Here is a 20354-nt window from a genome sequence, read left to right as displayed (position 1 = left end):
TTATAGTTTGTTATACAACTAATAAGGCAAGAAGTGTACCAAAAAGCATTATGATAAGCTGCTACTAATGAGCTTTAAAAACTCAGTACGCGTTTCTATTTTTTCAAATTGACCTCTAAAACCGGAGGTTGTGGTAACGCTGTTCTGCTTCTGCACACCACGCATCATCATGCACATATGTGACGCCTCAATTACTACAGCGACCCCTTCTGGCTTTAGAGTATCGTTGATGCATTCTAGAATGTCATGAGTCAAGCGTTCTTGAACTTGTAATCTTCTAGCAAACACATCTACAATGCGCGGTATTTTACTCAATCCTACAATGTGCCCATTAGGTATGTATGCAATATGCGCCTTCCCAAAAAACGGTAAGATATGGTGCTCACACAAGGAGTATAACTCAATGTCTTTTATGACAACCATATCATGATAATCTTCTGCAAACATAGCGCTACGTAAGATTTCTGCGGGATCTTCGCAGTGACCAGAAGTTAAAAACTGCATCGCCTTTGCCGCACGTTCTGGTGTTTTCACAATACCTTCACGAGTAACGTCCTCCCCTATTCCTTTAAGTATTTTACTAAAGTTTCCCTTAAGCTCTTCTGTAACTTGCTCGTCATATTCTTCAAAATATTTGTATGATCCCATTAGGCTTGTTTTAGTTTTTCTGAATAATATTTTTTAATCTTATCTATTTTCGGCACAATTAAAAACTGACAGTAAGGTGCGCTTTTATTGTTATTATAATATTCATGATGGTCAATCCCTGCGTAATAAAAGACACCTAACGGTGATACTTCGGTTACAATATCATTTTCAAAAACAAGTGCATCACTCAGTTGATTTATAAAATCCAGGGCTTGGTTCTTTTGCATTTCCGAAGTATAAAAAACAGCACTTCTATATTGCGTACCTCTATCATTAGCCTGCTGGTTTAAGGTTGTTGGGTCGTGCGTCGCAAAAAACACCTCAAGTAATGTCGCATAAGATACAACAGAAGGATCAAAGGTAACTTCTATTCCTTCTGCATGGCCCGTTACTCCCATACAAACTTCTCGATACGCCGGGTTTTTTATGTGCCCGCCTGTATACCCAGAAACCACTTTATGTACACCATCAAAACGCTGAAACACCGCCTCGGTACACCAAAAACAACCCGCAGCAAATACGGCTATTTCATTATTATTCTCCATATAAATACAAAAATACGGTATTAAACAATTGCTTCTGAAATGCGCTTGGTTTTAACTTATTATTAATACAGATACCAATAAGTATATGTAGCTTTGTTACCCTCCAAAAAAATAAAGATTAGATCTAAACTATCCTACTTGCAATGAAGCTTATCGCATATTCTTTTATTTTTTTATTCTCTCTGAGCACACTCGCACAAGATAAAAAAACAATAAACGCAACTCGAATAAACAATGCGCCAAAAATTGATGGTATACTAGATGATGATATTTGGGGTGAGATTATTAAGTATACAAATTTTCAAATGCTTGAGCCTGGTATAGAAGGAGAAATAAGCGAAGACTTTGAAACAGAAATCCAATTTGCATATGATGGCAAAGCTGTTTATATAGCCGGATATATGTATGATCCGGATCCTTCTTTAATGATTAGCGAGCTTAGACAACGAGATGACTTAGGCGGACAGGCAGATTTATTTACGCTAGGACTGAATACCTATAATGACGGAATAAACGAAACACGCTTTGGGATCACGAGTGCCGGTACCATTGTAGATACTAAAATTTCACAGAATAATGAAGATCTAGGTTATAACGTAGTCTGGGAAGGAAGAACATCTCAAGATGAGAAAGGGTGGTATGCTGAGTTTAAGATACCCTATAATGCTTTGCGTTTTCCAGAAGTGACCATGCAAGACTGGAGTCTTAATTTTTATAGAAAAATACGCCGCATTAACGAAACACATTCTTTTAGCCCTATAAATAATCAAGTAGGGCAACAAACATTATATAATGCTACTATTATTGGCGTGCAAAATATAGATCCTCCAGTACGACTAACACTATTTCCATTTGCCCAGGCAGTAGTAGGGTCTTTTGATGGAGAAACGAGTACCAATTTTTCTGCAGGGATGGATGTTAAATATGGTTTGAGTGATAGTTTTACACTAGACGCAACACTTATTCCAGATTTTGGGCAAGCGGCTTTTGACAATGTAACCCTAAACCTAGGGCCATTTGAACAAACATTCTCTGAGCAACGCCCATTTTTTACTGAAGGTATTGAGCTCTTTAACAAAGGAAATATCTTTTTTTCAAGAAGAGTTGGTGGTACTCCTTCAGGGACTGTGGACGATCTATCAGACAATGAAGAAGTAAGTGTTTTTCCAGATAGTGTAAACCTATTGAATGCCGTCAAGATTTCTGGAAGAACGAAAGACCAGCTCGGTGTGGGCTTTTTTAACGCCATCACAGAAAAGACGTACGCTACCGTAGAAAATACTTATACAGGCACCCTAAGAGACGTTCTCGTAGAACCATTGACTAATTACAATGTATTTGTACTTGACCAACAGTTTAATAACAACTCCAGTATTTCTTTAATCAATACCAACGTTACGCGAGAAGGTAGTTTTAGAGATGCAAATACTACGGGGCTTGTTTTTGATGTATCTGATAAGGAGAACACCTTTAACACTTCCGGCCGGGCTATTATGAGCAATGTACATCACGCAGATGGCTTTCAGCAAGGAGTACAAACTGAGTTTAATCTAGCACGTACAAAAGGAAATATTAGATGGAGAGTGGCACATGATTTTGCAAATAAAACATTTGACATTAATGACTTAGGGGTCAACTTTAGAAATAACTTCAACAACTTTGAGGCCGGAATAAAGTATAAAATTTTTGAACCAACAAAAACTTTTAATAGTTATAGATTCGGGTTTACGTATCGTCATAAAAGGCTGTATGATCCTAATATAGGTACAGGAAATAGTTATGACTTCGATCATTTCTTCATCCTGAAATCACGCTTCGCCTTTGGAGGTGGTTTATTTTATCGCGCAGAGCGAGATGACTATTTTGAACCTAGGGTTGCCGGAAAATTTGTAGCATTTGAGAGCAGACAAGGAGGGAGAGCTTTTATCTCTTCAGATTATCGCAAACAATTTGCAATTGATATTAATATAAACCACGATTGGTCTGCTGATGGACCTCAGAAAAATTATTCTTTTAGAGCATCCCCAAGGTATCGCTTTTCAGATAAGTTACTTGTAGTATACTCTATCGATATGTCTTGGCGCAATAATCAGTTTGGGTATATAGATAATACAGATACAGATGTGTTTTTTGGTCAACGAGATATAAAAAGTATGGAGAATAGTATAAGAGCTAGTTATAATTTTGACCCCTTTAAAGCACTTAGTTTACGTTTCAGGAATTTCTGGACCACGGTCAATTATGACGACGCTGTTTTTTTTAGCCTCAATGATGATGGCACGCGGAATGTAACTGAGTATGACATTTCAGAAAACGACCCGAATACAAATTTTAATATCTGGAACTTAGACCTTAGCTATCGCTGGCGTTTTGCTCCAGGTAGTGAGGCGTCTTTATTGTACCGTAATCAAATTTTTAATTTTGATGAACTATCTGATATCGGCTATTCAGAAAGTTTAAGTAATCTATTTGCGCAACCTGTGCAGCATACAGTATCCTTGCGCGTCACCTATTTTATCGATTATAATAATGTAAAATATCTGTTTAAGAAAAGTTCTTAATGTCCTATCTATTTTGCTGGGCAATGTTTAATCTTTACTTTCGTTTATTAACCTAGCGTATGATTACAGTAGAAAACATTCATAAATATTACGGAGACCTTCACGTATTAAAGGGAGTCGATTTACACATAAAAAAAGGAGAGATTGTTTCTATCGTAGGAGCCTCTGGAGCAGGAAAAACTACGTTGCTTCAAATACTGGGAACACTAGACACCTTTTCTCAGGGTAATTTATCAATAAATAAAACTTCTTTAACCTCTATTAATAGTAAGGAACTAGCACGTTTCAGAAATGAAAATCTTGGATTTATTTTCCAATTTCATCAATTACTTCCTGAGTTTACAGCATTAGAAAACGTATGTATTCCTGCCTTCATAAAAAAAACTCCTAAAGCAGCAGCAGAAAAAAGAGCTAAAGAATTACTGGCTTTTTTAGGACTATCGCATCGCGAGAGTCATAAACCTAATGAGCTTTCTGGTGGAGAACAGCAGCGTGTAGCAGTAGCTAGGTCGCTAATTAACAATCCTTCTATAATTCTTGCAGATGAGCCTAGTGGTAACCTAGATAGCGAAAGTGCTGAAAATCTGCACAATCTCTTTTTTAAGTTACGGGATGAGTTTGGGCAAACCTTTGTGATTGTAACTCACAACGAGGATCTAGCAAATATGGCAGACCGCAAATTAGTGATGCAAGACGGTAAGATTGTAAGATAAATGAAACGCGCATTACTCAAAGAATACCTAGACGAAAAAGCAGAATTTTACAACCGCCCACGCTTTATTGGGACAGATCCTATTCAAATACCGCATCGCTTTTCACAAAAAGAAGATATTGAGATTATTGGTTTTTTAATTGCCACCATAGCTTGGGGGAATCGTAAAAGCATCATTAAAAACGGACACTCCCTTTGTGACATTATGGGAAACTCACCCTACGACTATGTTATGGAGTATGATAAAAAAAATGCTTCTCATCTCTCTTTTGTACATCGCACTTTTAATTCCGGAGATCTACATTATTTTTTCTGTGCCTTACAGGATGTGTATAAAAATCAACAAGGTTTAGAATCTGTGTTTTCAAAGCATACTTCGGAAACATCAACACAACCGGCGATTTCTGCCTTTAAAAAGATATTTTTCTCTCTCCCTCATTTGGAGCGAACCGAAAAACACGTGAGTGATCCTTTTAAAAACTCCGCAGCAAAAAGAATCAATATGTATTTACGCTGGATGGTGCGTAAAGACACACACGGTGTCGATTTTGGCATTTGGGACTCCATCTTACCTTCTACCCTTTCTTGCCCATTAGATGTGCATAGTGGAAGAGTCGCGAGAGAATTAAAATTGATAAGCAGAAAACAAAATGATGGTAAAGCTTTGCTAGAGCTTGACACAGCTCTTAGAGTTTTAGACCCTGTTGATCCTGTAAAATATGATTTTGCTTTATTTGGACTCAGCGCGTTCGAGACGTTTTAGTAGATAGTGCCAACAAGTTATGCAAAAGTGTTAAAACTATATTAATAAAATTTCTATTTTTGTCTTACCCAACCGAAATTTATCTAATTAAAAATCAATTATTTACATTCACTTTATGATAAAGCCGGTAATTCCTAATAATGAAATCCAAAGATTAAGGGCGATACGCAGTTATGATATAAGTCCTGTTCAACAAGACAAAGAGTACGATCAGATCACTGATCTTGCCAGAAATATTACTGGAATGCCAATATCTTTAATTTCTGTTGTGGATGAAAACGAGGTTTGGTTCAAGTCCGCAAACGGACTAGACATAAGCTCTAGCGAAAAGAGTCTTTCTTTTTGCAGCTTTGCGGTTGGTAGCGAAGATCCTATTTTTATTATAAAAGATACGAAAATGGACGATAGGTTTAAGCACCACTCTTGCGCTTACGCTGCTGAAAATCCTATTGTTTTTTATGCGGGTGTTTGTTTGATAGACTCAAAAGGATACAAGCTTGGAACACTCTGTGTAATTGACACAAAACCAAATTATTTAACAGAGGTGCAAACTAAAGGGCTAAAGATTTTAGCAAAACAAGTTATAAAACTAGTTGAGCTACATAAAGCGAATAGGCATCTAGAAACGGTTCAGAAAAAATTAGAATCTAAAAACAAAGAATTAAAAAAATTTGCTGGTGTTGTCTCACACGATATGAAAATGCCGCTGGCAAATATTATTTTAACTACAGATATTTTAAAAGCTAAGTATGCAAATATTCTAGATAGTAATGCACTAGAATATTTGAAATACTTAAAACAATCTTCATTTACTTTAAGTGAATATATTACTGGATTATTAGAACACTACGAAAGTGATAACCTAGCTCAAGCGCGTTCTGAGGCATTTGACATTCATCATCTACTAGACAAAATTGTAGATCTATTAAATATTAACATAGAATGTGAGATTCATTTTCCAGAACAGAACATAGATTTAATATGTAATCGTAAAGCTCTTGAACAAGTATTTTTAAACTTGCTAAGGAACAGCATTAAATATAATGATAAAGAAATTATTATTATTAATGTTGATTGCACTGTAAAAGGAAACCATTATTACTTTACAGTGACTGATAATGGTGTTGGTATTCCTGAAGATAAACTGGAAAGTATATTTGAATTGTTTTCTACCATAGGCAACAAGGATAGAAACGGTAAGAAAGGTAATGGAATAGGACTTTCTACTGTTAAAAATATTATAGAAAGCTTAGGCGGCTCTATAATTACAAGCTCAGAAGTAGGGAAAGGCACCACATTTGAGTTCTCAATCAAGCAAATACCATTAATAAACTAGACATTTATTAATGCAGTTACACCTTATCTAGGATCGCTCATAATAATTACTTCTATATTGTAATCTCCTTCAGAGACTTTTTTGATCATGCTTTCTGCTTTTTCTAAAGTCATAGAATATCCAGAAGCACTTCCGTTAGCATTTTCAACTTTCCAAAAGTAAAATCTGTCTTCAGTAAGATCTTCGCTTTCAACAAAATCTATTACAGTCGCGTCCAACAGCGTGTTAACTGAAAATCCAGTGCTTGCATTACTAAATTGCATGCCACATACTAAAATGGCAAATAAAATAATTATTTTATTCATACTGTTAATTTTAGATTTAAATTTGGTATACCTAAAGCTACGATAATTATAATGAATCAGCCTAATTTACTATAACATTAAGTTTTGTAAAGCTTTAAGAGTAAAAATAATGCTCTATATTTTTGGGTATAGCCCAGTAAATGAGCTTGCAGAAAATAGCCGTCCTAACTTTTTTGCCCTAATAGCCACACTAAAAGTCTTAAATCTATTAGCTCCTAAAGGAGATTTAATGTGCGCCAGATAGTATCGAAACATCGGGAGAACTTCGTGGTACAATTTATTTCATAAAGCAAAAGATGAAAATCTTTGAAACGAAAAAGTCTCCCAAAAGGAGACTTAATGTGAGCCCGACAGGATTCGAACCTGTGACCGCCTCCTTAGAAGGGAGGTGCTCTATCCAGCTGAGCTACGAGCCCGTAGCTTTTAGGAGATCAATAAAAGTTTAGTAATAAATAATAGTCGGGGTGGCAGGATTCGAACCTGCGGCCTCCACGTCCCAAACGTGGCGCGATAACCGGGCTACGCTACACCCCGAATGGATTATTATCTCAAGGCGTACTTGAAATACCATTAAGTAATTAGAAAATAGTCGGGGTGGCAGGATTCGAACCTGCGGCCTCCACGTCCCAAACGTGGCGCGATAACCGGGCTACGCTACACCCCGTAAATTTTCTAATTTACTTACTTATTACTTGCGGAGAGACAGGGACTCGAACCCTGGCGACAGTTACCCGTCGACAGATTAGCAATCTGCTCCATTACCACTCTGGCACCTCTCCGTTATTTTAAAGAACTTACAATAAAATTGCGGCTGCAAATGTAGTATTTCGTTTAAGTAAATGCAAACAAATTTATGCTTTTTTCTAGGTTAAATTATAAGGAGCTCCTACTCAGGATACTCTACTCGCAAATGATAGATATTATTAAGCTTCTTTTTAAGAACTTTCTTGATTAATTGAATTTCTTTGAGTGTAATGTTGGCATTTAAAAACTGTCCCTGCTCTAATTGAGAATTAATAATCTTCTCGACAAATGTATCAATTTTACTGGATGTCGGCTCCTTTAAACTCTTACTAGCTGCCTCCACGCTATCTGCCATCATTAATATCGCAGTTTCTTTACTAAAAGGTATTGGCCCTGGATACTTAAAGTCCTCCATATTTGCTTCTCCTTTAGTATCAAGTTCTTTCTTGTAAAAATAATACACTAGGCTGGTTCCGTGATGCGTTCTAATAAAGTCTATCACCCTGTCTGGCAGTTTATGCTTGCGAGCAATTTCAATCCCATTAATTACGTGATCGATAATAATAGCCGCACTTTCCGTTGGGTCAATTTCATTTAACGTATTCACAGAATTCACTTGATTCTCTGTAAACAAAGTAGGATTGGGCATTTTACCTATATCGTGGTACAACGCTCCTACTCTAATCAACATGGAGTTTGCGCCTATCTCATTTGCCGCTGCTTCTGCAAGGTTTGCTACATTTAATGAATGATGAAATGTACCGGGTGCTTTATTTGCTAGCTCCTTTAACAATTTAGTATTGGTGTCGCTAAGCTCTAACAAAGAAACATCTGAAACCAAACCAAAAATCTTTTCGTAAAAATAAATCAAAGGATGCGCAAACAAGGTTGCCAGTCCGCAAAGAATAAAATAACCAAAAGTGGTCCACTCCATCGCTTCTATATTTCCTTCTTGAATTATGAAAAAAGCAAAATACCCAATGATATAAATCATTGTGATCTGCCCTACTGAAATAAACAAGTTAGCTCTTCTGTATAGCTCAGACACGGTGAGTATTGTCACCACACCAGCTATGATTTGCAAGAACATAAACTCAAAGCTATTAGGTACTACAAAGCCTAAAAGCAGAATAGTCAACACGTGCACAAAAAGCCCTAATCTCGGGTCGAAAAACGCTTTTAACATTAATGGCAAAATACACAGGGGCACTACATACACATATTCCGCTCCTATTTCTTTTACTACTATTGTGGTTAGCAACACCATAAGCACCACGTTAAAAAATATAAACGTGACCTTGGTATTGTTTGCATAAATAACAGGTCTGTACTTTTTCAGAAATAAAAAGAGCATTAAGAATACTAATGACACCAGCAAAGTGTAGCCAATAATGAGCCAATAGTAATTAGATTTATTCCAAATTTGTGACTGATACTCGTCTTTTAGCGAATTTAATATTTGGTATTTCTGCCCCTCAACGACTTCTCCCTTTGCAATAATTCTTCCTCCCTTTTCTACAACCCCACGGTTTGGATTAACATTAGTTATTTCAGCAGCAATTGTTTCTTCTGTAAACTTTGCATCTAAGATGATGTTTGCTTTTACTGCACGTCCTAACAACTTGCCCAGGACCGTACCCAACTCATTATAAGCCTGAGCCGAAATAGAAGACTTTATCTTTTTAGATATATCTTGAATGTGAAAAAGTTGATTATACGTTGCCTCGCTAAATTCGCTATCATTTCGAATATAAATAAGACGATCTGGCTCGTAGTTGTAAATCTTTTCAATGACTCCTGTCTTATAAATATCATCCAATACAAGCTCCGAAATCCGAATGGTCTCAACTTTAGAAACATCAAACAGCGTATCATTATAAATTTGATCTAGGAGATAATTAAATTCTTGTTTACTTGATTCTTTAGCGCTTTTATCAACGTTAAAGTAAGGTACCGAAGTCTCTCGTATCCTTGTTTCTTCTTTCTCTATAGTGGCCTTATCTTTTTTTATTGTGAAACTAAAAGGGGCATAGAGATTTTCATATTGCCAAGGCTTTCCCTTTTGATAATCATATTTAAACTGTCCAGCTTTAGGCAGTAAGTATATAATTAAGACTGTAGATATTACATACAGAAATATCTTATAAATATGTGATTGGTTTTCCGTTAAGAAAGTAAATATTTTTTTCATAAGCGATCGCGCTAATGTAAAGGTAGCCTTTACCTTGCAGTATTCCCAAAGTCACACCTTTATTGATTGAAATAATAAGATTAAATACGTAAATTTGCCTTCTCTTAGAAGAGGTTCTTTTATCTCTTTACATTAAAAAAATTAAATACAGTATTCCGCATTATGAGTAAAGATGTCGTTATCGTTTCAGCCGTCAGAACACCTATTGGTAGTTTTTTGGGAAGTCTATCTTCTGTATCAGCAACTAAGCTAGGTAGTATAGCTATCAAAGGCGCTTTAGATAAAATAAACTTAGACCCTTCATTGGTTGATGAAGTATTAATGGGTAACGTAGTGCAAGCTGGTGTAGGACAAGCTCCCGCACGTCAAGCTTCAATAGGCGCAGGAATACCAGATACGGTACCTTGTACGACTATAAATAAAGTTTGCTCTTCAGGTATGAAAGCTGTCATGCAAGCTGCTCAAAGCATCGCGCTTGGTGATGCAGATGTAATTGTTGCAGGTGGTATGGAGAATATGAGCATGATTCCTCATTACATGCATTTACGTAATGGATATAAATTTGGTCCCGCAACGATGATTGATGGATTGCAAAGAGATGGTCTTGTAGATGCATATGATAATAATGCCATGGGGGTTTGTGCAGATGCGTGCGCAACTAAATATGATTTCAGTAGAGAAGACCAAGACAACTTTGCTATCGAGTCCTACAAACGTACTGCAAAGGCTTGGGAAGCTGGAAATTTTAAGGATGAAGTGGTACCAGTAGTAATACCCCAGCGACGCGGAGATGCACTTATTGTTACTGAGGATGAAGACTACAAGAATGTAAAAATAGAAAAAATCCCTGCTTTACGTGCAGCCTTTACTAAGGACGGAACGGTTACAGCTGCCAATGCATCTGGAATTAATGACGGGGCTGGCGCAATGATTTTAATGAGTGCCGATAAAGCAAAAGAATTAAACATAACACCATTAGCTACTATAAAAGGATATGCAGATGCCGCTCATGAACCAGAATGGTTTACGGTAGCACCTAGTAAAGCGTTGCCAAAAGCATTAGCAAAAGCGGGTGTATCTCAAAGTGATGTAGACTATTTTGAATTAAACGAAGCATTTGCGGTGGTAGGCTTAGCGAATACAAAAATATTAGGTCTAGACCCGTCTAAGGTAAACGTAAACGGTGGTGCCGTATCACTTGGACATCCACTAGGGTGCAGCGGAGTTCGTATCTTAATCACCCTGATTAATGTCTTAAAACAAAATGGCGGAAAACTTGGAGCTGCAGCGATCTGTAATGGCGGTGGTGGTGCTTCGGCAATGGTTTTAGAATTAGCTTAATTTTATTTCTCAAATGAACTACGGTCTATGTAACCTTGGCATTGTGCCACTTCGCTTAGAACCCGCAGATACTAGTGAAATGGTATCGCAGGTGCTCTATGGAGAATCCTTTAAAATTATCGAACAACGTAAGAAGTGGAGTAAAATTCGCTTAGCGTTTGACAAATATGAAGGATGGATAGACAACAAACAACACCTTGAAATTTCAGAAAATGACTATAGAACACTTCAAGAAGTAACCCCTAAGCTTTCTTCAGACCTTGTAGATTTTATGTCTATTGAGAATGAACAACTACTCTCTATTTGTTTAGGAAGTACTGTCAATTCAGCAAATTTATTAGGGCATCATTTCGAAGGAAAATATCACAATTCAAAAAATGAGAAGAGCGAGCTTATTAAGACTGCTTTACTTTATCTAAACGCCCCGTATTTATGGGGAGGTAAGACTCCTTTTGGTATTGACTGCAGTGGCTTTACACAAATGGTATATAAACTGAATGGTCACAAAATTTCACGTGATGCGAGCGAGCAGGCTTCGCAAGGAGAACCTTTAAGTTTCATAGAGGAAAGTGAGCCGGGTGATTTAGCCTTTTTTGACAATGCTGAAGGCGCTATCGTTCATGTTGGGATTATCATGGCAGATCATCACATTATTCACGCGCACGGTAAGGTGCGTATTGATAGGCTGGATCATACAGGTATTTTTAATTATGAACTAAGAAAACACAGTCACAAACTCCGGGTAATTAAACGCATTATTCCAGAGTAAAAGGACAAGATACTCCACAAAAAAACCTCAACAATATGTTGAGGTTTTTTTTGTGGGGTTTAAATTGGGAAGGATTACATCCCGTCCACTTTTGCTTTTAACGCTTTGTACTTTTCAGTTTCACCTATTTGACTATATATAGACATTAATGTTTTCATTAACTCTGTACTGTTTTCGTCAGCGTCTACTGCAATTGCCTTTTCTAAAAATGGCACTGCTTCTTCATACATTACATTTCGCATATCTTTTAATTCATCATAGCGTGCGTTGTCTGCACGAGAATTACCTAGGCCATTCATTTCTTCCACAATCGTTTTTTCTGCTGAAAGTTTCAGAATTGCAAAATTTATTAAAGCTTCTCTATAGTCAGGTCTTAATGCAAGTGCTCTTTCATAATAATTAAGCGCCTTTTCTTCTTCACCCATTCCTGATGCTCCAACTCCTAGATTAAAATATAATTCAGGATTATCTGGATCTGAAGCAACTACTATCTCCATTAAACGATTGTACTCCGCTAGGTCATTTAATTTGTAGGCCATATTAGCCTCTGCTCTCATCAAAGAAGTATCATCAGGATTTTCTGCTCTCGCTTTTGTCAATAGTGCTTTTGCCTTATCAGTCTGGTCTAAGTCTATGTATATAAGCGTCATATTACGTAATATTTCAGCTTGCTTAGATTCTTCCATTTTAGTTTCTGGCTTAATAAACTGTTTAGCCTTCACCATTAAGTCACGTTCGTTTTTAGTGCCAAATTTTTCCACCTCACCTGTCTCTATATTCGTTGCAACATAAGAAGTTACATTGCCCTTGTATCCCATATCTAACAACATCTTGTAATACTTAAGAGCCGTTGGATAATCCTGCCCATTCACTGCGCTACTCGCCGCAAAGTAAAGATCACTAGTGTCATTTTTAGTTATAGAGTAACTTGTGTATAGTTTATCTGCCGCCGATACATGCTTATTTGCATTTTGATCTTCAACCGCAGAGTTAATAAGACTAGTTCTAAGTTCTGTAATTCCTTCTGCTAGTTCGTTTGACACCATACCCGCAGCCTCAATCGACTGAGCATAAGCTTCGGCAGCCATTTTCATCTTATCAAGATTATTGTTAGCACTTTTTGTCAAAGCGAGTGCCTTCAGGGCAAAAAAGTCTGCTTTCATATCATTATTTACACCATCCAGCAAAGCTTCGGCAACACTTAACTGCGCCATGGCTTCTACATAATCTGCAGATTTTATTGCTTTTCCTGCTTTCTTAATTTCCTTTTTTTGTCCAAAGGATACAGCGGTAATCATTATTATTCCAGCTGTTAATATAACATTCTTCATTTCTTAGGGTTTAATTATTTGTTAGTGTTTGTTTATTCTTCTTCTTTAGTATCAAGAGCTGTGCCATCAACATCAGCAACCTCTATAGCAACGCCTTCTGCATCTACCTCTATACCTTCATCCTCATCTTTCATCACTTTTGCTACCGCTGCAATAGAATCATCTTCTCTTACTTTAATCAATCGCACCCCTTGCGTCGCGCGACCCATTACGCGTAAGCTAGATACATCCATACGAATAGCGATTCCAGATTTATTGATAATCATTAAATCATCACTATCAACTACATTTTTTATAGCTACTAATTTACCAGTTTTCTCTGTAACATTAATAGTTTTAACTCCTTTCCCACCACGATTTGTAATCCTATAGTCCTCAATACTAGAACGTTTACCATAACCCTTGTCTGACACCACTAAGATTTCTGACTCAAGATCATTGATGGCAATCATACCTACAACCTCATCTTTTTCATCTGCTAATCTAATACCTCGTACCCCAGAAGCATTACGCCCCATTGGTCTCGTTTTGCTTTCTTCAAAACGAATGGCTTTTCCACTTTTAACGGCTAGCATGACTTGGCTATCACCTCTGGTTAATTTTGCTTCTAATAACTCATCACCTTCTTTAATAGTAATAGCATTAATACCATTTGTTCTAGGACGAGAATACTGCTCTAAAGGAGTTTTCTTTACTTGCCCTTGCTTCGTCGCCATAATCACATAACGACTATTCACATACTCTTCATCTTTTAGATCTTGCGTACAAATAAATGCCATTACCTTATCATCTGGCTCAATGTTTATTAAGTTTTGTATCGCACGACCTTTAGAAGTTTTACTTCCCTCAGGTATTTCAAATACACGCATCCAGAAACATTTACCCTTCTGAGTGAAGAATAACATATACTGGTGATTTGTCCCAACAAATAAATGTTCTAAGAAATCTTCGTTACGAGTGGCAGATGCTTTTTGCCCTACGCCTCCTCTATTCTGTGTTTTATATTCTGTAAGCGATGTTCTTTTAATATAACCAGCGTGAGAAATAGTTAGCACTACTTGCTCATCTGGAATAAGGTCTGTGATACTTACATCTCCTCCAGCGTATTCAATAATAGAACGACGGTCATCACCATACTTCCTTTGTACCTCAGCAAGCTCTTCCTTAATAATATCCATTCTACGCTCTTTATTTGCTAGGATATCCTGATAATCAGCAATCGTCTTCATTAGTTCATCATACTCAGAGCGCAATTTGTCTTGCTCCAGACCTGTTAGTTGACGCAGGCGCATTTCAACAATAGCCTTTGATTGTATTTCTGAAAGTTTAAAAGCTTCCATTAATGCGCTTCTTGCTTCATCGGCATTTGCAGAGGCCCGTATCAAGCGAATCACCTCATCAATATTATCTAACACAATAATCAATCCTTCTAGAATATGTGCACGCTCATTTGCTTTACGTAATAAATATTCCGTACGCCTCACAACTACCTCGTGACGGTGCTCAACAAAATAATGAATGAGTTGTTTTAGATTCAACATCTGTGGGCGTCCTTTTACTAGCGCGATATTATTCACACTAAAACTAGACTGTAATGCTGTGTATTTATATAAAGTGTTTAACACTATATTTGGAATCGCATCACGCTTCAAGATGTAAACGATTCGCATTCCGTTTCTATCAGATTCATCACGGATGTTAGAAATTCCTTCTATTTTTTTGTCGTTTACAAGATCGGCAGTTTTCTTAATCATATCTGCCTTATTGACTTGATATGGTATTTCCGTAACAATAATACACTCACGTCCCTGTACTTCTTCAAAACTTGCTTTGGCTCTTAAAACAACACGTCCTCGACCTGTGTGAAAAGCATCCTTTACACCGTCATAGCCGTAAATGGTTCCTCCCGTAGGAAAATCTGGTGCCTTCACGTGCTCCATTAACCCATCTATTGTAATATCAGCATCATCAATATAAGCTAGTATTCCGTTTACAACTTCTGTCAGGTTATGTGGTGGCATATTTGTCGCCATACCAACTGCAATACCAGACGCTCCATTAATCAACAGTCCAGGAATACGTGTAGGAAGCACTTTAGGCTCTAAAAGTGTATCATCAAAATTTAATTGGTGGTCTACAGTATCCTTGTCGATATCTGCAAGCATGTCTTCTGAAATGCGCTGCATTCTAGCTTCAGTATAACGCATTGCGGCCGGACTATCGCCGTCAATAGAACCAAAGTTACCTTGCCCATCAACCAACATATAGCGTAAACTCCATTCTTGAGCCATACGCACCATCGCATCATATACAGAAGTATCACCGTGCGGGTGATACTTACCGAGAACCTCTCCAACAATTCTAGCAGATTTCTTATGTGATCCAGTTGCTCTAATTCCTAGCTCATGCATTCCAAACAAAACACGTCTATGAACGGGTTTCATCCCATCACGCACATCCGGTAAAGCACGTGACACAATTACAGACATCGAGTAATCGATGTATGCAGACTTCATTTCATCTTCAATGTTAATCGAAATCACTTTTTCACCGTCAGCCATATTCTAATTTTGTTTAATTTTTTAAGTTGCTCTAACAAAGAAGCAATATACAGTAATTCGTGGGCACACGAAGGGGTTTATATGTCAGTTTTCAACGATTTTATTAACAAAAAACCATTGCCTTTTAGTTAATAACTATGAAGCACTACCCTTTGTATATTGTGCTTTTTTTTGTCACTTTACTTCCTAGCTTTATAAGAGGGCATAGTTATTGTCTTTATAGGGTAATATTTACTATTTTTAGACGAAAGGAATACAACAGCTATGGATGATAATTTTTCCCCAAGAGTAAAAGATGTAATTGCATTTAGCAAAGAAGAAGCACTGCGCTTAGGCCACGATTTTATTGGGACTGAGCATTTGATGCTCGGCTTATTACGCGATGGTGACGGCAAGGCTGTTACTATTTTAAACGCACTAGAAATAGACCTTAGTCACTTACGACGAAAGGTGGAAATTCTCAGTCCGGCAAATCCTACTTTAGGTTTGGCTGCAAACGACAAAAAGAACTTACACTTAACAAGACAAGCAGAACGTGCTTTAAAAACGACTTTTCTGGAAGCAAAATTATTTCAGAGCACGTCTATTAACACGGCACATTTACTGCTTTGTATTTTACGAAACGAAAACGATCCAACCACAAAACTGCTGAACAAAATGAAAGTAGATTATGATGGCGTAAAAGATCAATTTAAATTAATGATGGCAAACGACGAAGAATATTTAGAAAGCCCAAAATCAGAATCATTCCCAAACGATGATGAGAATAGCGGTAATGAAGAAAATGAAAACGAAAATATTTTTGGAGGCGCCGCAAGTGCACCAAAAACAAATAAAAAATCAAAAACTCCTGTCTTAGATAATTTCGGAAGAGATTTAACAGCCATGGCAGATGAAGGGAAATTAGACCCCGTAGTAGGTCGTGAAAAAGAAATACAACGTGTCTCTCAGATATTAAGTAGGAGAAAGAAAAACAATCCACTTTTACTAGGAGAACCCGGTGTAGGTAAATCTGCTATTGCAGAAGGTCTTGCATTGCGAATTGTACAACGTAAGGTTTCTAGAATTCTTTATGACAAGCGTGTGGTGACATTAGATCTTGCAAGTATTGTTGCCGGAACTAAATACCGTGGGCAGTTTGAAGAACGCATGAAAGCTGTAATGAATGAGCTAGAGAAAAATGATGATATCATTTTATTCATTGATGAAATTCACACTATTGTTGGAGCAGGAGGTGCGACGGGTTCTCTAGATGCTTCAAACATGTTTAAGCCGGCTTTAGCGAGAGGCGAAATACAATGTATTGGCGCCACCACACTTGACGAATACCGACAGTATATTGAAAAAGACGGTGCTCTAGAAAGAAGATTTCAGAAGGTATTAGTAGAGCCTACTACCGTTGAAGAGACTATTGAAATTTTAAATAACATAAAAGACAAATACGAAGAACACCACAATGTAACATATACAGATGCTGCATTAGAAGCCTGTGTAAAACTTACCAATCGTTATATGACAGAACGGTTTTTACCTGACAAAGCAATTGACGCTTTAGATGAAGCTGGCTCTCGAGTACATATTATCAATATTAATGTTCCTGATAAAATATTAAAATTGGAGGCTGAACTTGAAGCGGTGCGAGAGCGTAAAAATTCTGTGGTTAAAAAACAAAAATATGAGGAAGCTGCAAAGCTTCGAGATGACGAGAAAAATTTAGAAAAAGAACTTGCTATTGAACAGGAACGATGGGAAGAAGAATCTAAACTGCATCGCGAGGAAGTAGGAGAAGAAGAAGTTGCAGAAGTAGTATCGATGATGACAGGGATTCCCGTAAATCGCATCGCGCAAACGGAAAGCAATAAATTATCACAACTCCCAGCCCTGATCAAAGGAAAAGTAATAGGACAAGATGAAGCAGTAGAAAAGGTAACTAAAGCCATACAACGTAACCGTGCGGGTCTTAAAGACCCAAATAAGCCTATAGGGTCATTTATATTTTTAGGACAGACTGGTGTAGGTAAAACGCAATTAGCAAAAGTACTGGCACAGCAATTATTTGATAGTGACACCGCACTTGTGCGTATTGACATGAGTGAGTATATGGAGAAGTTTTCAATCTCTAGACTTGTGGGAGCGCCTCCGGGATATGTAGGCTATGAAGAAGGAGGACAGCTTACAGAAAAAATACGACGTAAGCCCTATGCCGTTGTTTTACTTGATGAAATAGAAAAAGCACATCCAGATGTATTTAATATTCTTCTACAAGTTTTAGATGATGGGCATATTACAGATAGTTTAGGTCGTACAATTGATTTTAGAAACACCATCATCATAATGACCTCAAACATTGGGGCTCGTAAATTGAAAGATTTTGGTCAAGGAGTTGGTTTTGGAACTTCAGCAAAGATGAGTCAGGCAGATTCTAATGCCAAGTCTATTATTGAGCAAGCCTTGAAAAAAGCATTTGCGCCAGAATTCTTAAACCGTGTAGATGATGTCATGGTGTTTAACGCACTAGAACGGGAAGATATTCACAAGATTATCGATATCGAACTTGACAAGTTATTAGCTCGTATTAGCGATTTAGGCTATACACTTAAGTTGACTGAAAAAGCGAAAGATTATATCGCAGATAAAGGCTTTGACAAAGAATATGGTGCGCGACCGTTAAAACGTGCCATCCAGAAATACATAGAAGATAGCTTAGCGGAAGAGATCATCAATTCTAATTTACAAGAGGGTGACACGATTACAATGGATCTTGATGCGAAGACGGAAGAGCTTTCTATAAAGATTAAGAAAAGTAAGAAAGCTACAGAATCTTAAACGATGTGAAAAACTAAAAAGTTCTGGATTGGATTTTTTAACTTTTTGCCGATACTCAGTTTTACAGGGTATTTTGTATTTTCCTCTGCCATGTTTTTTAATATCACAAGGTCAGCAGCACTAGTAGGCCCTGAACCAGAAAATATGAATACGTTTTTCTGTGTGTTTGCTTTTATATTTGCAAGCCTACTTGTTGCAGTACTCTCTGGAATAGCTATTATTATTTAGGACTTTGTACACGCAGTGAATAATAAGAAATTTACAGAAAAAAATAGATGGATGTGGATTTGAATTCTTTTACTTGACAGCGGAATAGGCAATGTTATTTATTTCTTTGTTAAAATTATGCCGGCTAAAAATGAGGAAATCAGAAGTAATACTTAGACAAAAGTATAATATATTCAATACCACGTATTTAAAAAAATATGTGGTATTTTTATTTACAACCAAATGACCATCTTATGAGTCTTGTACATCACTACGCCCTTGAGTTTTGCAAAGCATTTATTTTTGATGAATTTAAGAATGACAAATAAAAGTGCGCATCGAAGAAGAGATTAGTACTACCCAAGTATTCGTATTGCACTAACAAGAACTCAAAAAACCAACTGCTTCAGAAAATGCCATCGTTCGCATATCGAGAATAGACGCCCTAAATAACAAAACGGTCAAAGAGCACTTACTAATAAAATCTGAACTAAAGAGCCTCAAAATGGCACTCACAAAATTCGACAATATAGATTTTGGTAAGTGTATAAAGTGTGACCAATCTATTCCCCTGGGTAGCATATTATGAATCCCGCAAACCATTGTTTGTGAAGGATGTGCCAAGTGATATTATCGAATAAAAACTTTCTCCATCGTTCTAAAGGTATCGCAATTGATTTTTAAAAAGTATATCCCTTTTCTTAATGAAGTTGATTCCAAACTAGTTTCATACACTCGATTCACATTATTACTTGCAACTACTTTACCAGAGGTGTCAAATAACATATAATCCAATATAGCTTGATGGCTCTTGATTGTAATTGTTTCTTGTGTAGTAATAACCGTTAATTCACGTTTACTATTTTGGCTAGCGATAGCAAGCACCGTTGGCGAACAATCTTCCACCAGTTCAAAATCTGAATAAAAAACCGCACCATCCCTAAAGGAACAACTTACGCGGCCCGCGCTCGTGGCAGAGGGATCACCTCCTGGGGCATTTGGTAGTGACAAAGAACCTAAACCCTCCACCCATATTGCATTCCAAGTACTTGCTGTATTTCCCAAGGATGGTGAAAAATAATAATGTTTATATAAATTACCATCAGCAAGAGCTATCATTTGAATGTCATCCAACGTAAAGATGCCTCCATCTTCAGGAAAAGGTGTGATAGGGTTAGTCATTTGAAATTCATCTCCTATCACTAATGAAAAATCATAAAGTAAATACTCTCTAAATACACCCCCAAAAATGGTTGCTAGATACACTTGTTTCGCCTCCAACTCCTCTCTTAATAAAAACTCTCTTGAGATATAATGATAGCCATCCAGTACCTTGTAGACGTTTCCTTGCATCTCCGTCTCCCCATCTGTATAATAAACATCCTCACTGCAATCGCCTTCAAAGCAATAGGTTAGATGCCATTCGTTTGTTCCTGCAAGCATCGGGGTATAATCCTGACTTATCACCGGATTGACTGCAATGGAACAAAAAAATAATATGATATATTTCATAT

Annotated in this window: 15 protein-coding genes and 4 tRNA genes; 8 read left to right on the top strand and 11 right to left on the bottom strand. The window is 37.1% G+C overall.

The window, feature by feature from the left end:
• Nucleotides 1-48: 48 nt before the first annotated feature.
• Nucleotides 49-648, bottom strand: coding sequence for a GTP cyclohydrolase I FolE (folE, locus tag ABXT71_RS08905; RefSeq protein ID WP_415370972.1), 600 nt, complete (start codon nt 646-648; stop codon nt 49-51).
• Nucleotides 648-1193 carry a peptide-methionine (S)-S-oxide reductase MsrA gene (msrA, locus tag ABXT71_RS08900; RefSeq protein ID WP_415370971.1) on the bottom strand — a complete coding sequence of 182 codons (546 nt, stop codon included), beginning with the start codon at nt 1191-1193 and terminating at the stop codon, nt 648-650. The genes folE and msrA overlap by 1 nt, the downstream gene beginning before the upstream one ends.
• 143 nt (nt 1194-1336) lie before the next feature.
• Between msrA and ABXT71_RS08895 the strand changes: the two genes are divergently transcribed.
• From ABXT71_RS08895 to ABXT71_RS08880, 4 genes are all read left to right on the top strand, one after another.
• Nucleotides 1337-3754 carry a DUF5916 domain-containing protein gene (locus ABXT71_RS08895; RefSeq protein ID WP_415370970.1) on the top strand — a complete coding sequence of 806 codons (2418 nt, stop codon included), beginning with the start codon at nt 1337-1339 and terminating at the stop codon, nt 3752-3754.
• A gap of 59 nt (nt 3755-3813) precedes the next feature.
• Entirely contained in the window at nt 3814-4467 is a 654-nt protein-coding gene (locus tag ABXT71_RS08890; protein ID WP_415370969.1) for an ABC transporter ATP-binding protein, read from the top strand.
• Nucleotides 4468-5229, top strand: coding sequence for a TIGR02757 family protein (locus tag ABXT71_RS08885; RefSeq protein ID WP_415370968.1), 762 nt, complete (start codon nt 4468-4470; stop codon nt 5227-5229).
• 115 nt (nt 5230-5344) lie between these two features.
• On the top strand, nt 5345-6565 hold the full coding sequence (locus ABXT71_RS08880) for a sensor histidine kinase (protein ID WP_415370967.1): 1221 nt from the start codon (nt 5345-5347) through the stop codon (nt 6563-6565).
• Nucleotides 6566-6588: 23 nt separating this feature from the next.
• Here ABXT71_RS08880 and ABXT71_RS08875 read toward each other — a convergent pair whose 3' ends face one another.
• Nucleotides 6589-6870: a hypothetical protein gene (locus ABXT71_RS08875; RefSeq protein WP_415370966.1), complete on the bottom strand. Its 282-nt coding sequence runs from the start codon at nt 6868-6870 to the stop codon at nt 6589-6591.
• Nucleotides 6871-6979: 109 nt separating this feature from the next.
• Here ABXT71_RS08875 and ABXT71_RS08870 point away from each other — a divergent pair, with 109 nt between their 5' ends.
• Nucleotides 6980-7114, top strand: a complete 135-nt coding sequence (locus ABXT71_RS08870; protein ID WP_415370965.1) for a hypothetical protein — start codon at nt 6980-6982, stop codon at nt 7112-7114.
• A gap of 98 nt (nt 7115-7212) precedes the next feature.
• On the opposite strand, the gene ABXT71_RS08865 is transcribed toward ABXT71_RS08870, so the two are convergent.
• From ABXT71_RS08865 to ABXT71_RS08845, 5 genes are all read right to left on the bottom strand, one after another.
• A tRNA-Arg gene (locus ABXT71_RS08865) sits at nt 7213-7286 on the bottom strand.
• A gap of 43 nt (nt 7287-7329) precedes the next feature.
• A tRNA-Pro gene (locus ABXT71_RS08860) sits at nt 7330-7404 on the bottom strand.
• Between the two features lie 55 nt (nt 7405-7459).
• Nucleotides 7460-7534, bottom strand: a tRNA-Pro gene (locus tag ABXT71_RS08855).
• Between the two features lie 31 nt (nt 7535-7565).
• Nucleotides 7566-7649, bottom strand: a tRNA-Ser gene (locus tag ABXT71_RS08850).
• Between the two features lie 107 nt (nt 7650-7756).
• Nucleotides 7757-9805: an HD family phosphohydrolase gene (locus tag ABXT71_RS08845; protein WP_415370964.1), complete on the bottom strand. Its 2049-nt coding sequence runs from the start codon at nt 9803-9805 to the stop codon at nt 7757-7759.
• A 162-nt stretch (nt 9806-9967) separates the two neighbouring features.
• Here ABXT71_RS08845 and ABXT71_RS08840 point away from each other — a divergent pair, with 162 nt between their 5' ends.
• Together ABXT71_RS08840 and ABXT71_RS08835 are read left to right on the top strand one after the other, a co-directional pair.
• Entirely contained in the window at nt 9968-11146 is a 1179-nt protein-coding gene (locus tag ABXT71_RS08840; protein WP_415370963.1) for an acetyl-CoA C-acyltransferase, read from the top strand.
• A gap of 13 nt (nt 11147-11159) precedes the next feature.
• Nucleotides 11160-11915: an NlpC/P60 family protein gene (locus ABXT71_RS08835; RefSeq protein ID WP_415370962.1), complete on the top strand. Its 756-nt coding sequence runs from the start codon at nt 11160-11162 to the stop codon at nt 11913-11915.
• A 74-nt stretch (nt 11916-11989) separates the two neighbouring features.
• On the opposite strand, the gene ABXT71_RS08830 is transcribed toward ABXT71_RS08835, so the two are convergent.
• Both ABXT71_RS08830 and gyrA read right to left on the bottom strand, forming a co-directional pair.
• On the bottom strand, nt 11990-13246 hold the full coding sequence (locus ABXT71_RS08830; protein WP_415370961.1) for a tetratricopeptide repeat protein: 1257 nt from the start codon (nt 13244-13246) through the stop codon (nt 11990-11992).
• A gap of 32 nt (nt 13247-13278) precedes the next feature.
• Nucleotides 13279-15807 carry a DNA gyrase subunit A gene (gene gyrA, locus ABXT71_RS08825; protein ID WP_415370960.1) on the bottom strand — a complete coding sequence of 843 codons (2529 nt, stop codon included), beginning with the start codon at nt 15805-15807 and terminating at the stop codon, nt 13279-13281.
• A gap of 264 nt (nt 15808-16071) precedes the next feature.
• On the opposite strand from gyrA, the gene ABXT71_RS08820 reads away from it, so the two are divergent.
• Complete coding sequence (locus ABXT71_RS08820; RefSeq protein WP_415370959.1) at nt 16072-18633, top strand: ATP-dependent Clp protease ATP-binding subunit; 2562 nt, start codon at nt 16072-16074, stop codon at nt 18631-18633.
• 837 nt (nt 18634-19470) lie between these two features.
• Here ABXT71_RS08820 and ABXT71_RS08815 read toward each other — a convergent pair.
• Nucleotides 19471-20352, bottom strand: coding sequence for a T9SS type A sorting domain-containing protein (locus ABXT71_RS08815; RefSeq protein ID WP_415370958.1), 882 nt, complete (start codon nt 20350-20352; stop codon nt 19471-19473).
• Between the last annotated feature and the right edge of the window lie 2 nt (nt 20353-20354).

Source organism: Patiriisocius sp. Uisw_047 (assembly GCF_047730165.1).
Classification (GTDB): domain Bacteria; phylum Bacteroidota; class Bacteroidia; order Flavobacteriales; family Flavobacteriaceae; genus Patiriisocius.
Note: the sequence above shows the minus strand (reverse complement) of the source record. Positions and strands in the feature narration are given on the sequence as shown.